General features: G+C 70.2%; 12 protein-coding genes. 6 read left to right on the forward strand and 6 right to left on the reverse strand.

What is annotated here, in order from left to right; all coding sequences use genetic code 11:
* The first annotated feature begins 48 nt into the window (after positions 1 to 48).
* Both FA582_RS10505 and FA582_RS10510 read left to right on the forward strand, forming a co-directional pair.
* Complete coding sequence (locus FA582_RS10505) at positions 49 to 696, forward strand: hypothetical protein (RefSeq protein WP_010147824.1); 648 nt, start codon at positions 49 to 51, stop codon at positions 694 to 696.
* 237 nt (positions 697 to 933) lie between these two features.
* Entirely contained in the window at positions 934 to 1299 is a 366-nt protein-coding gene (locus tag FA582_RS10510) for a 2TM domain-containing protein (protein WP_010147826.1), read from the forward strand.
* A gap of 34 nt (positions 1300 to 1333) precedes the next feature.
* Here FA582_RS10510 and FA582_RS10515 read toward each other — a convergent pair whose 3' ends face one another.
* Positions 1334 to 3019, reverse strand: a complete 1686-nt coding sequence (locus FA582_RS10515; RefSeq protein ID WP_010147827.1) for a ribonuclease J — start codon at positions 3017 to 3019, stop codon at positions 1334 to 1336.
* A 60-nt stretch (positions 3020 to 3079) separates the two neighbouring features.
* Here FA582_RS10515 and FA582_RS10520 point away from each other — a divergent pair, with 60 nt between their 5' ends.
* Together FA582_RS10520 and FA582_RS10525 are read left to right on the forward strand one after the other, a co-directional pair.
* A complete protein-coding gene (locus FA582_RS10520; protein WP_010147828.1) occupies positions 3080 to 3901 on the forward strand; it encodes a thymidylate synthase in 822 nt (273 codons plus the stop codon).
* Positions 3898 to 4908 carry a dihydrofolate reductase gene (locus tag FA582_RS10525; protein ID WP_010147829.1) on the forward strand — a complete coding sequence of 337 codons (1011 nt, stop codon included), beginning with the start codon at positions 3898 to 3900 and terminating at the stop codon, positions 4906 to 4908. The genes FA582_RS10520 and FA582_RS10525 overlap by 4 nt, the downstream gene beginning before the upstream one ends.
* A gap of 99 nt (positions 4909 to 5007) precedes the next feature.
* Here the strand turns inward: FA582_RS10525 and FA582_RS10530 are convergent, their stop codons facing one another.
* Complete coding sequence (locus FA582_RS10530; protein ID WP_147899810.1) at positions 5008 to 6276, reverse strand: HNH endonuclease signature motif containing protein; 1269 nt, start codon at positions 6274 to 6276, stop codon at positions 5008 to 5010.
* Positions 6277 to 6516: 240 nt separating this feature from the next.
* On the opposite strand from FA582_RS10530, the gene FA582_RS10535 reads away from it, so the two are divergent.
* Positions 6517 to 8460 carry an alpha/beta hydrolase family protein gene (locus FA582_RS10535; protein WP_147899811.1) on the forward strand — a complete coding sequence of 648 codons (1944 nt, stop codon included), beginning with the start codon at positions 6517 to 6519 and terminating at the stop codon, positions 8458 to 8460.
* Here the strand turns inward: FA582_RS10535 and FA582_RS10540 are convergent.
* The 4 genes from FA582_RS10540 to FA582_RS10555 are packed head-to-tail and all read right to left on the reverse strand — an operon-like array spanning position 8457 to position 13086.
* Positions 8457 to 9992: a PIG-L family deacetylase gene (locus FA582_RS10540; RefSeq protein ID WP_010147832.1), complete on the reverse strand. Its 1536-nt coding sequence runs from the start codon at positions 9990 to 9992 to the stop codon at positions 8457 to 8459. The genes FA582_RS10535 and FA582_RS10540 overlap by 4 nt on opposite strands.
* Before the next feature lie 37 nt (positions 9993 to 10029).
* A complete protein-coding gene (locus FA582_RS10545) occupies positions 10030 to 10221 on the reverse strand; it encodes a hypothetical protein (RefSeq protein ID WP_141567622.1) in 192 nt (63 codons plus the stop codon).
* Between the two features lie 59 nt (positions 10222 to 10280).
* Positions 10281 to 11873, reverse strand: coding sequence for an acyl-CoA carboxylase subunit beta (locus FA582_RS10550; RefSeq protein ID WP_051125155.1), 1593 nt, complete (start codon positions 11871 to 11873; stop codon positions 10281 to 10283).
* A 28-nt stretch (positions 11874 to 11901) separates the two neighbouring features.
* A complete protein-coding gene (locus FA582_RS10555) occupies positions 11902 to 13086 on the reverse strand; it encodes an acyl-CoA dehydrogenase family protein (protein ID WP_010147835.1) in 1185 nt (394 codons plus the stop codon).
* Between the two features lie 131 nt (positions 13087 to 13217).
* On the opposite strand from FA582_RS10555, the gene FA582_RS10560 reads away from it, so the two are divergent.
* Positions 13218 to 13604 (forward strand): MerR family transcriptional regulator, encoded by a 387-nt coding sequence (locus tag FA582_RS10560; RefSeq protein ID WP_010147836.1) that lies wholly within the window; start codon positions 13218 to 13220, stop codon positions 13602 to 13604.
* The last annotated feature ends 57 nt before the right edge of the window (positions 13605 to 13661 follow it).

A 13661-nucleotide genomic window follows, 5' to 3' on the forward strand; every position in this document is an offset into this window, starting at 1 on the left:
GACGCTCGCGACAGGGCGCGAAGGTGGGTCTGCCGCAGGGAGGTACTGATGCGCACGTCCGGACCTGATCTGCGTGGTCCCGCCACGGCCGCCTTCGCCGCGGCAGCCCTGATCCTCGCCGGGTGCGGGCAGGATGCGGGCGACCCCACGCCTGCTGCGACCTCGCTGAGCGTCGAGGCGACGGCCGACCTCGGCGCCCCCACAGCCCCAGGCCTGGACCCCACCAGCCAGGGTCTGGCGGTGACCTACACGGTGCGCAACGACGGCGAGGCACCCGTGCTCGTGGCACGAGAGCGAGGTCACAGCCAGGACACCTCGTCCTTCGGCCCGGACAACGAGGAGTCCGTCTGGGTCCGCACCGACGGCGACGTCCTGCGGCTGAGCAAGGAGATCGTGCCCCTGCCCGAGGGCACCGTCGAGGAGACGGAGACGACCTTGCCTGCCGCGCTGCTCGAACCGGGCGGCACCCTCGAGGGCACCGCCTTCGTGCTTCTCCCGGTGACCGTCGACTTCCCCGACGCCCCGCAGCGTGGTGAACGGGTCGAGCCGCTGCCGAGCACCTGGCAGCTCTGCCTCACCACCGCCCCGGTGGACACCGCGGACGGGCGCACCGACGTCATCGGGCGGCATACCTCCGCGCTGGCGACGATCTGCAGCGAGCCCGCTTCGGTGCCCGAGGGCCTCTCGGGCCGGTAGCGGGAGGACGGGATGTCGATCTGCTGACATCTGTCACGGGGCATCCGCACGACCCGGGCCTAGCGTCGAGGGATCACCACCCGCCGATGACCACGAGCCCCAGGAGCCGTCATGATCCAGCAGGTGCCCGACGCCGATCGGACCGTCGAGGGGTATGCCGCGCCTGACGTCTCGCGCGTCGTCGCCGACCCCTCCGGCACAGGGCGCTGCGGCCCCGTGCGCGAGTAGGGTGAGGGGATGAGCCAGCCTGTCGACGGGCCGCACGATCCGATGGACACGCCCTTCCCGCTCCAGCCCTACCGACCCTCCACCGAGCTCGACCCCGAGCTGCGGCAGCGGGCGCTCAAGCGGCTCGCGCAGCGCAAGGAGTTCGTCCAGCACCTGTCGATCTACGGGATCATCATGGCGCTGCTCGTCGGGATCTGGCTGGTCAGCGGCATGGGCTACTTCTGGCCCATCTGGCCGATGATGGGATGGGGCGTCGGCGTCGCCAGCCATGGCCTGACGCTGCGGATGGACCGCGAACCCACGGAGGCGGAGATCGCCGAAGAAGCGGCCCGCCTGCGCCGACGCCTCGGACGACCCGATCACCCGGAGGACTGAGCGCGAGGCATACCCGGGTCCCTGATGGACCCGCTCAGGCGTCGATGACGACGGGGATGATCATCGGGCGCCGCCGCAGCCTGTTGCCGACGAAGGACCCGACGGTGCGCCGGATGACCTGCTGCAGCTGGTAGGTGTCCTGGGTGCCCGAGCGCTGCGCCTCCTCGAGGGCGGCGACCAGCTTGGGGCGGACCCGCTCGAAGACGTCCTGGCCCTCCGCGAAACCGCGGGTTTGGATCTCCGGGCCGGCGGCGATCGCGCCGGTCGAGGCGTCGCGGACCACGATGATCGTGACGAAGCCCTCGTCGCGCAGGATGCGCCGGTCCTTGAGCATCGTCTCGTCCGCGGCGCCGACGAGCGAACCGTCGACGTAGACGTAGCCGCAGTCGACCGCCCCGGCGACCCGGGCCACCCCGTCGATGAGGTCCACCACGACGCCGTCCTCGGCGATGACCACGTGGTCGCGTGGCACCCCGGTCTGCACAGCGAGGTCACCGTTGGCGACCATGTGCCGCCACTCGCCGTGGACCGGCAGGACGTTGCGCGGCTTGACGATGTTGTAGCAGTAGAGCAGCTCACCGGCGCTGGCGTGGCCGGAGACGTGCACGAGGGCGTTCTCCTTGTGCACGACGTCGGCGCCGCGGCGGGTCAGACCGTTGATGACGCGGTAGACGGCATTCTCGTTGCCGGGGATGAGCGAGGAGGCGAGAAGCACGGTGTCGCCCTCGCCCACGTCGATCTGGTGGTCCCCGTTCGCCATCCGCGACAGCGCCGCCATCGGCTCCCCCTGGGACCCGGTGCAGATGAGGACCTGGTCCTGGTCCGGGAGCGTGGTGAGCCGCTTGAGGTCCACCAGCACGCCGTCGGGGACGCGCAGGTAACCGAGGTCGGCCGCGATGCCCATGTTGCGGATCATCGAGCGCCCGACCATGGCGACCTTGCGCCCCGACTCCTGCGCCGCGTCGAGGACCTGCTGTACCCGGTGCACGTGCGAGGAGAAGCACGCCACGATGATGCGCCGCTCGGCCTTGTGGAAGACCCGCTCGATCGCCGGCGCGATCTGCCGCTCCGGGGTCGTGAAGCCCGGGACGTGCGCGTTGGTCGAGTCGGTCATGAAGAGGTCGACGCCCTCCTCGCCGAGGCGGGCCAAGGCGCGCAGGTCGGTGATGCGGCCATCGAGCGGCAGCTGGTCCATCTTGAAGTCGCCCGTGTGCAGGATCGTCCCGCCGGAGGTGCGGATGAACACCGCGAGCGCGTCCGGGATCGAGTGGTTGACGGCGATGAACTCGCAGTCGAAGGGGCCGAGCACCTCGCGCGCCCCCTCCCGCACGCCCAGGGTGAGCGGGGTGATCTTGTGCTCCTTGAGCTTGGCCTCGATGAGCGCCAGCGTCAGCTGCGACCCGACCAGCGGGATGTCCGGCTTGAGCCGCAGGAGGTAGGGGACCGCGCCGATGTGGTCCTCGTGACCGTGGGTCAGGACGATGGCGACGATGTCGTCGAGGCGGTCCTCGATCGGCCCGAAGTCGGGCAGGATCAGGTCGACGCCGGGGTGGTGCTCCTCGGGGAAGAGGACGCCGCAGTCCACGACGAGCAGCTTGCCGCGGTGCTCGATAACGGCCATGTTGCGGCCGACCTCACCGAGACCACCCAGAGGTATGACGCGGACGCCCCCGTCCGGGAGCGGCGGGGGCGCGGTCAGCTCGGGGTGCGGGTGGCTCATGGCGACAGAGGATATCCGGACCGAGAGGGTGTGTCCCCGCCCTCGTCTAGGGTGTGGCGCATGCAGGCATACCTCGACCTCCTGGAGCGGATCCGCCGCGAGGGGGTCCGCAAGGACGACCGGACGGGGACGGGCACGCTGTCGGTCTTCGGGCACCAGATGCGCTTCGACCTCACCGAGGGTTTCCCGGCGCTGACGACCAAGAAGCTGCACCTGCGCTCGATCATCGGCGAGCTTATCTGGTTCCTCCGCGGCGACACCAACGTGCGCTGGCTGCAGGAGCGCCGGATCACGATCTGGGACGAGTGGGCGGACGAGCAGGGCGACCTCGGTCCGGTCTACGGCCACCAGTGGCGGTCCTGGCCGACCGCCGACGGGCAGACCATCGACCAGATCCAGCGGCTGGTCGAGGGCCTGCGGACCACCCCCCACTCGCGTCGACACATCGTCAGCGCCTGGAACGTCGCCGACGTCGACGACATGGCGCTCCCGCCGTGCCACACGATGTTCCAGTTCTACGTCGCGCCCGCGGCCGCCGACGACGAGGACCAGCGGGGGTGGCTGTCGTGCCAGCTCTACCAGCGCAGCGCCGACACCTTCCTCGGCGTGCCCTTCAACATCGCCTCCTATGCCCTGCTCACGCACATGGTGGCGCAGGTGACGGACCTGCGAGCCAAGGACTTCGTCCACACCCTGGGTGACGCACACCTCTACACCAACCACCTAGACCAGGCGGCCGAGCAGCTGACGCGCACCCCCGGCCCGTTGCCGACGCTGTGGCTCAACCCTGAGGTCCGCGACATCGACGGGTTCGAGATCGAGGACGTCGAGGTCCGCGACTACGTCGCCGCACCCACGATCAAGGCACCGATCGCCGTATGAGCGCAGGCCCCGCGGGCGCGCCTGCGCCCGACCGCGAGGACCGGCACCCCGACTCCAGGCTCGTGCCCGCCACGTATGTCGTGCTGCAGCGCGAGGGCGGGTCCGGCACCGAGGTGCTCCTGCAGCTGCGCCAGGGCACGCCCTACATGGACGGGTGGTGGGCGTGCGGGGCCGCCGGGCACGTCGAGCCGGGTGAGTCCTTCCTGCAGGCGGGCGTCCGCGAGGCGTCGGAGGAGATGGGCATCACCCTCGCGGAGTCCGAGCTGTCCTACCTCGCGACGGTGCACCGCACCTGCGCGCTCCCGGACCCGGTCGAGCAGCGGGTCGACGTCTTCGTCACCGCGACCACCTGGACGGGAGAGCCGCACGTGGCCGAGTCGCACCGAGCCGCCGAGCTGCGTTGGTGGCCGCTGGATGAGCTGCCCGACGCCGTGGTCCCGCACGAACGTCTCGCCCTCGACGCGCTGCGGGAGGGAAGACGGGGCTCGTTGCTGCTCCACGGCTTCCGCCAGTCGTTGACCCTGGTGGCCGCGGTCGGTCGCAACGGCGTCATCGGCGACGGGTCGTCGATGCCGTGGCACCTCCCCACTGATCTGAGGTTCTTCAAGCAGACCACGATGGGCGGAGTCCTGCTCATGGGTCGAGGCACCTGGGACTCCATCGGCCGCGCGCTGCCGGGCCGACGCACGATCGTGGTCACCCGGCAACGCGACTGGTCCGCACCGGGCGCCGAGGTGGCTCATTCGCTCGCGGAGGCCCTGCTCATGGCCGGGGACAGCGAGGTCTTCGTCGTCGGTGGCGGTGAGATCTATGCCCAGACCATCGATCATGCCCAACGGTTGATCCTCACCGAGGTCGACCTCGAGCCGGAAGGCCGCACCCGCTTCCCCCCTGTCGACCCCTCGGCGTGGCGCGTCGTCTCTCGCCAGCCCGGCTCCGGAGACGACGCCGTGGTCGCGTGGGTCACCTGGGAACGCCTCGACCGCCCCGGCGCGACATCGGCCTGACAGCGCAGCCTCCGGGCCAGGACATCGAGTCACAGCCGGCAAGTCCGGCTCGATCGCAGCCCCATCACCCGGCCCTCCCGGGTCGGGTGCGGGGCAGGATCATCGCAGCTTCCACCGCACACCGGTGGCGTCGACCTGGGCCGTGGCGTCGTGCTGGTGGACCCACGTGTGGTACCTGGGACACAGCAAGGCGTAGTTGGCGAGGTCCGATCGTCCGCCCCTGGCCCAGTGGACGACATGATGCGCATCGCACCAGGACGCCGGCACGTGGCACCCCGGGAACGTGCACCCCTGATCTCGGTGAGCGAGGGCTCGTCGCTGCCCCGGGGTGACCAGTCGGCGGGCGCACCCGAGGTCGAGGATCTCGCCCTTCTCGCCGAGCACGGCCGGGATGAGGTCGGCCTCGCACGCGAGCTGGCGCACCTGACCGGCGCTCAGGGTGCCGTCGTGCACGGTGACCCCCGCTCCACGTAGGGCACCGGTGAGCTCGTCGAGTGCCATGGTCACCATGACCTGCGCCTTGGGCGTGGTCGGTTGACCCTCACTGCCGGCCACCCCTCGACGGAGGACCGTCATGAAGGCGTCATATCGGCGCTGCCCCGGCGTGCGCGTGTCCAGCATCGCGGTCATCCCTGGTGCAGTCGTCGCCGTCACCCCTTGTGCAGTCGTCGCTGACGTCCCTGGCGCAGTCGTCGCCGTCGTCGCCGTTGCCGTCGAAACTGTCGTCGACGTGGTCGCGGTCGGGGCGCCGCCGTCACCCGTGGCCGTGACCGGCGCTGCCAACGGCGAGCGGAGGATGGCCTGGATCGTCGCGACGTCGGCGTCATCGCCGACCGTGAGCACGAAGCGACGCACCGACCCGTCGGCGAGCGAGGACTCGTGCAGGTCGCGCAGCTCGTGTCGAGCCTTCTCCCGGGCGACCTGCTCGCGCTCGGACAGGCAGGACGCCACGAGCTTCGAGGTGATCCTGGTCAGAGCCTTGTCGTCGAAGCGGTCATCACCGGCCGCAGCGGCGAGGAGCTCGGTCGCCTCCGCATACTCCGACTCCCCCACCGCTGGTCGGATCCGCCCGAGCGCCCGTAGCACCGACGCGGCGCGCGAGACGGTCACCGACCCACGCTCGACCGCGTCGAGCAGCGGCTGGTGGACCTGCTCCTGGCCGGCCCGGGCCACGGTCGCCACCTCGGCGGCCTCACGGGTCGACAACCCGGGGCACTGACTCCTCACCCAGTCGATGACGGAGAACCCGGAACCCACGTGCAGTCCCCGCGTGATGGCCTCCCGCGCCACCGTCACCAGGAGCGACTGAATCCGTGCCAGCGCGGTGTCGAGGCCGGACAGCACCTGCGAGAGCTCCTGCTCATGCACAGCGCCGGCCGGCTCAGAGCGACCACAGCGCGGTCCAGACCACGGCTCACCTCGTCGATGGCACCGGCGCACCCCGGCTCGACGCCCCTCGTCCTGGGGTCCCGGCCACCGCCCGACGGACCCTCGCCCCCGCGATTCCCCTTCATGCGAACAACTGTACGACCGCCGACTGACAGACCTTCCCACCTGCGCTGATGCCCCCCACTGGCGACTCGGACGCTGCGGCGTAGGCTCGTTCTGGTGAAACCTGGCGACCTCACCCTGATCCGCACCCTCTCCTCCCCGACCGTCCACCCCGCTGGACGAGACACCGTCGTGGTCCTCAGTCGGCCCGACGTGGAGGACAACCGCTACCGCACCAGCCTGTGGCGCCTGGACCTCACGGTCGAGGACGCCGAACTGACCCGGCTCACCCACGGCACCCGCGACTCCGCCCCCCGCTACTCCCCCGACGGCACCCGGCTCGCCTTCCTCCGCGCTTCCGAGGACGGCCCGGCCCAGCTGCACGTCATGAGCACGGATGGCGGCGACGCACGCCTGCTGACCGACCAGCCGCTCGGTGTCGGCGCCTACTCCTGGTCCCCCGACAGCAGCCAGATCGTGTATGCCGCCCGCGTGCCCGAGGAGGGTCGCTACGGCACCGACACGGAGGTCAAGCCCGACCAGGAGGCGCCGCGCCTCATCGAGCACAGCACCTACCTCGCGGACGGTCTCGGCTACGTGCTCGACCGACCGAGCGCGATCTTCCTGCTCGACCTCGCCCCCGTCGACGTCACCGACCCCCACGACCCGGCTGCGCCCGAGGCGATCCCCACCAGCACCCAGCTCACCCATGGCGCCGGCGACGACACGGCACCGGTCTTCCTGCACGGTGGCACCCGCGTCGCCTTCCTCGCCTCCCGCGACCGGCGGGGCACCTGGAGGCCCGACACCCTCGTGCGGGACGTGTGCTCGATCGACCTGCGCGGCAAGGGATTCCGCCGCCACACCGACGGGACGGGGTCCGTCGGCAGCCTCACCGTCGGCACCGACGGCACGGCCGTCTACGGCGCCAACGACCTCGGCCCGTCCCTCCAGGACTTCGTGGCCCACAATGCCGTCCTGCGCCGCCTGGACGGCCCCGGCGTGGCGCTCACGGACGCCGAGGACGACCACCTCGCCTGCTCACCCGTCATCGCCGACGACGGCCGGGTCATCGCGGCCTTCGAGCGGCGCGGCGACACCGAGGTACGCGAACTCCCTTCCGGCACAGTCGTTCTCGACGGCCACGTGAGCGTCGATGCGCTGGCGACCGGTGGCGACGTGACGGTCGCTGTCGCGGGAACGCGCACGTCATACTCCGAGCTGTTCGTGGGCCGCGGCAGCGAGCCGCTCACCCAGCGGACCGAGCTGGCGCGGCACCTCACCGGCTCGGCCGCGGCCATCGAACCGGAGGAGCTCGAGGCGACCTCGGGGGACGGCTACCCCGTCCACGGGTGGTTGTTCCGGCCCACCACCAAGGCACGTCGCAAGGCGGGCCACCCGGTGATCCTCATGATCCACGGCGGCCCCTACGCGCAGTACTCCGGCAACCTCTTCGACGAGGCGCAGGTGCTCGCAGGTGCGGGGTATGCCGTCGTCATGGGTAACCCGCGCGGTGGTGCGGGGTACGGCGCGAGCCACGGGCGGGCGGTCAAGGAGGCGATCGGCACGGTCGATGTCACCGACCTCACCGCGCTGCTGGACCACGCGCTGACCCTGCCCGGGCTCGACAGCTCACGCCTCGGCGTCCAGGGCGGCTCCTACGGCGGTCTCATGACGACCTGGCTCGTCGGTCACAGCGACCGCTTCACCGCCGCGATCAGCGAGCGGGCCGTCAACGCCTGGGACTCCTTCGCCGGCACCAGCGACATCGGCTGGTTCTTCGCCGACGAGTATGCCGGCGCCTACCAGCACGAGCAGTCGCCGCTGACCTGGGCCGACAACATCACCACCCCGACACTGATCATCCACTCCGAGCGTGACTTCCGGTGCCCCCTGGAGCAGGGACAGCGCCTCTTCGCCCGCCTGAAGCGCAACGGTGTGCCGACCAAGCTGCTGATCTTCCCGGGCGAAGGTCACGAGCTCTCCCGCAGCGGCCAGCCGCGCCACCGACAGCAGCGCTTCGAGCACATCCTCGACTGGTGGGCCGAGCACCTGCGCTAGGCGGTTCCGCTCCGCTGGTATCCGAGCCGCGACATGAGCGCGCCGCACCTTGCCTCGATCCTGCGGAGGTTGTCCGGACCGAAGAACGCCTCCGGAGAGATCTCGCGATCTCCCCGGGGCTGGAACTGTCGGTCCTGCGAGCCGGTGATGTCGTGGACGACCGGGCGGCCCAATGATCGGGACAGCTTCTCGATCTGCCCGCGCTTGTCGGTGCAGAAGTCCTCGTACCGGATGAGGGTTATCCGGTCTGCGGCCTCGAGGTAGGCCGACACGGCGCGCGCCCATCTCTCGGCCAGCGCCTCGACATACTGCTGCGGCTCGGCGACGATCCCCGCATTGGTCACGATGGAGTGCCAGCCGGGAAGTGTGTCGCGGAGGTGGGCGTACTGCTCGGTGGTCAGATCCTGCTGGGAGCCAGGGAGATCCACCCTATTGAGGATGCTCCTGATGTTGTCCCTTGGGTCGCGGACGACGAAGACCACGGGCGCATCCGGGAAGGCAGCCCGCAGCGAAGGAAGGATGAAGATGAAGTCGTTGTCCTTCACGACCTCGGCGGAGAAAGCTTTGGAGCGTCGTTGGGCCAGCGCAGCGATGGCTTCGTCCTGCCCCAGCAGGTCCTCCAGCCGGGTGCGGCTCTGATACAACACGTCAAGGGACGGCTTGCCACCCATGCATTCGGCCAGCAGAGCAGCGATCGCCGTGCTTCCCGACTTTTGATTACCCAGCACGAACACCGGTGACGTCCCTACGCCGGTCGGGCCCGTGGTCGGGGGAGGGCTCACCCGCTCCTGCTGCTGGCCTTGCGCCGGGCCCGGCGAAGGGATGTCAGCGGCCGTCTCCCGCGAGATGGCCACGACCCGGCTGACGTAGCCCGACCTGCGCAGGGCTGAGAACTCGTCCTTGACGGACTGGCGGCCGAACTGCTGGTAGGCAGCCACCGCGATCTGTATCTGATCACTGGTGCTCCGTGTCGGTCGATAGAGCGCGGCCTCCCCCGACATGAGGGTGCCCAGGCTGAACCTCACTACGCGGTGACCGAGACCACGGACCGCCCCAGCGACCGCGCGGTGGTCCGGATGGCCATCCTCAGGATGCGCCGCTACGACCCACCGGGCCCCCCGACGATCGAGCTTCTTCAGGGCCTTGCGGACGTCCGCCACTTGCACGTTGCCATCCGGAAGACCCAGTCGGATGATCTGCCCAGCACCAGCGGTGAGCGCCGACCATGCGGCCGCCTGCTCGGACCGGCGGAACTCCTGCTCGTACGCCTCGGTCCACCCATTGATCCGAGCCCGCTGCGAAGCACCACCGTCGCTGACGGCAACCAGGACGACGGGGTGTGACGTTCGGGCGCACAACCACGGGATGTAGGCCGCGAGCCGTAGGGTCTCGTCGTCTGGGTGCGGCGAGACCACATAGGTCACTGGGCGGGACAACACAGAGGCGACGCGCCGCGATCCCTGACGGACATGCTTGCGCAACGCCGCCCGACTGGGGGCGTGACCAAGCATGTTCCGCATCATCGAGAGCATGCTGGGAGGCTAACAAGGCGCCCATCGCCGGGTCTGACTACCTTCTGGAGCGCGATAGCCGGCCCCAGCGGTAGCACCCCAGGCCCAGCACCACGGCGCCGACGCCGATCAGACCCATGCCCACCCCGTCCTGCCAGAGGATGACGCGGGTCGGCTCGATCTCCTGATAGGCGAACCACCCGAAGCTTCGTGGCACGAAGAAGGGCAGCAGCCCACCAGCAACGACCATCGAGGCTCCGGTCGCGGCCAGCGCCTTTGCGTGCCCGCTCGACCGACGCTCCTGCACCATCACACCGGCGGGATGCTGCGGTGGCGGGTGGAGAAGTGCCGGTCCCGACGAGACGCATACCTCAGCCGGTGCACGACCTCGGCCCGCAGGTCCTCGGGTTCGGTGATGGCGTCGATGACGAGGTCGGCAGCGAGCCGCTCCAGGTCGACGTCCTCGAGGTACTCCGCGCGCTTGGCGTCGATGAACTCCTGCCGCGCGTCGAGGTCCTGGATCTCCGCGATCTTGTTGGCGTAGACCGCGTTGACGGCGGCCTCGGGCCCCATGACCGCGATCCGCGCCGTGGGCAGCGCGATGGTCGCCTCGGGGCCGAAGCCCGGCCCGCCCATGGCATACAACCCGGCGCCGTAGGCCTTGCGGAGCACGATGCACAGCTGCGGCACGGTCGCCTCCGACACCGCCGAGACCATCTTGGCACCGTGCCGGATGATCCCGCCGCGCTCGACCTCGGACCCGATCATGAAGCCCGGGACGTCGGCGAGGTAGAGCAGCGGGATGCCGTAGGCGTCGCACAGCCAGATGAAGCGTGAGGCCTTGTCGGCCGAGTCGGTGAAGAGCACGCCGCCCTTGACCGCGGAGTTGTTGGCCACGATCCCGACGCTCTGCCCGTCGATGCGCCCCAGCCCGACGACGAGCTCGGCCGCGAAGAGCGGCTTGACCTCGAAGAAGCTGTCGTCGTCGACGAGACCCTCGATCACCTCGTGCACGTCGAAGGGCACCGACTCCGCCTCGGGCACGGTATGCCGTGTCAGCGGCGTCGCGGGCTCCTCACCCTCGTAGGCGGGCGTCGGGGCGCGCCACGACTCGGGCAGGTAGGAGAAGAAGTGGCGCGCCAGCTCGATCGCCTCGGTGTCATCGGCGGCGAGCAGGTCCCCCACCCCCGAGACGGTGCAGTGCATGCGGGCACCGCCCATCTCCTCCAGCGACACCTTCTCCCCCACGACCATCTCGGCCATCCGAGGGCTGCCGAGATACATCGAGGCGTTGCCCTCGACCATGATGATGAGGTCGGTGAAACTGGGGATGTAGGCCCCACCGGCTGCGCTCGGCCCGAAGAGGCAGCAGATCTGCGGCACCTTGCCCGAGAGCGCGACCTGGTTGTGGAAGATCCGGCCCGCCCCGCGCCGCCCCGGGAAGAGGTCGACCTGGTCGGTGATCCGCGCACCCGCGGAGTCGACGAACCAGAAGATCGGCAGCTCCTCGCGCAGCGCCGCCTCGGTGGCCCGGATGATCTTCTCAACCGTCCGTGCCCCCCACGACCCGGCCTTGACCGTCGGGTCGTTGGCGACGACGATCGCCGCCCGCCCGTCGACCTCACCCCGACCCGTCACCACACCGTCGGCCGGCAGACCGGCCGCGGTGGCGTTGGCATACCGCCCGTCCTCGACGAAGGTGCCCTCGTCGAAGAGCAGCGCGATCCGGTCGCGGACGTAGAGCTTGTTCTGGCTGTCGAGCTTGGCGCGCGCCTTCTCCCCCGGCCCGGCGGAGTCCGTATGCGCACGCTCCAGCCGGGCCCGCAGGTCGGCGACGCGCGGGTCGCCCTGGCCCGCGACGGGGCCGGAGTCGTCTGCGCTGGCGCTCGTCATACCGGTCATCGTGTCAGCAACCCCTCGGCCCGCGGCGTCAGCTCGCCGGGAGCCCCAGGCCCCGGGCGATGACCATCCGCTGCACCTCGGAGGTGCCCTCGCCGATCTCCAGGATCTTGGCGTCGCGGTAGAAGCGGGCGACGGGGTACTCCTCCATGAAGCCGTTGCCGCCGAAGATCTGCGTCGCGATCCGGGTCGCGGCCACGGCGGCCTCGGTGGAGTAGAGCTTGGCGATGGCCGCCGCCTGCTTGACCTCGGCGACGCCGCGTCGCCCGGCCTCCTGCTCGTCCTTGAGCCAGGCCGCCTTGTAGGTGAGCAGCCGCGCCGCCTCGACCATGACCGCGAGGTCGGAGATCTGGAAGGACACGCCCTGGTTGACCGCGATCGGGCGGCCGAAGGCGATGCGCTGCTGGCTGTAGGCCGTGCACTCCTCGAGCATCCGCTGCGCGCACCCGAGGGCGAGCGCGGAGATCGCGATGCGCCCGTCGTCGAGGGTCTTGAGGAACTGCTTGAACCCCTGCCCCCGCTCGCCGAGCAGGTTGTCCTCGGGCACCCGGCAGTCCTCGAAGCTCAGCCCGTGGGTGTCGGAGATGTGCCAGCCGAGCTTGCGGTAGGCCGGCTCGACGACGAACCCGTCGGTGCCGGCGGGGATCATGATCGCGCTGATCTCGGGCTTGCCGTCGGCGCTCTCGCCGGTCCTCGCGGTGACGGTGACGACCGAGGTGATGTCGGTGCCGGAGTTGGTGATGAAGGCCTTCGACCCGTTGAGCACCCACGAGCCGTCCTCCAGGCGCGCCTTGGTCTTGCTCGCAGCGGCGTCGGAGCCGGCGTCGGGCTCGGTGAGACCGAAGCCGGCCAGGGTCCTGCCGGCGAGCAGGCCGGGCAGGTAGCGCTCCTTCTGCTCCTGCGTGCCGTAGGAGAGGATTGGGTTGATCCCGAGGCCGACACCGGCCGAGAGCGTGATGCCGATCGACTGGTCGATCCGGCCGAGCTCCTCGATGGCCAGGCAGGTGTAGGTGAAGCCGCCGTGCTCGGTGCCCGCGCCGCCGAACTCCTCGGGCGCGTTGAGCCCGAAGAGGCCGAGCTCGCCCATCTTGGGCACCAGCTCGGTCGGGAAATGGCTGTCCTTGTCCCACTGCTCGACATGGGGGGCCACCTCCCCCTGCGCGAACTCGCGGACCAGGCCGCGGAACTCCTCGTGATCCTGGGTCAGTTCGAACATCGTCGTCCGCATCCTTGCTCGCGCTCGGGGTGGCGGCGGGGACTCCCGCCAGCGTTCTCGCCCATCCTGCTTGACGTTGACGCTAAGGTCAAGCAGGATGGGCGCGGACGATCTTGACGTAAGGACAACCAGTGAACGACACCACAACGACGTGGACCATCGCCCAGATGGCCGACGACTACGACGTGACCCACCGCGCCCTGCGCCACTACGAGCACCTCGGGCTGCTCTCCCCCGACCGGGAGGGCCAGCGCCGCATCTACCACCGCCGCGAGCGCACCCGCCTCGCCCTCATCCTGCGAGGCCGTCGCCTGGGCTTCTCCCTGGAGGAGATCGCGACGATCCTCGACATGTATGACGACCAGCCCGGCGAGGTGGGTCAGCTGCGCTACCTGCTGTCCCAGATCGGCGACCGGCGGGCCGACCTGGAGCGTCGCCGACACGACATCGAGGACAGCCTGCGCGAGCTCGACGAGCTCGAGCAGCGGTGCGCCGAGGACGTCGCCCGCCTGTCGTGACGTCACCCGGGGCCGCCGCGACGGGGCCCGCCACCTGGCCGCGCACGGCATACCTCA

Origin of the sequence: Serinicoccus profundi (assembly GCF_008001015.1) — a bacterium.
Lineage (GTDB): Bacteria > Actinomycetota > Actinomycetes > Actinomycetales > Dermatophilaceae > Ornithinicoccus > Ornithinicoccus profundi.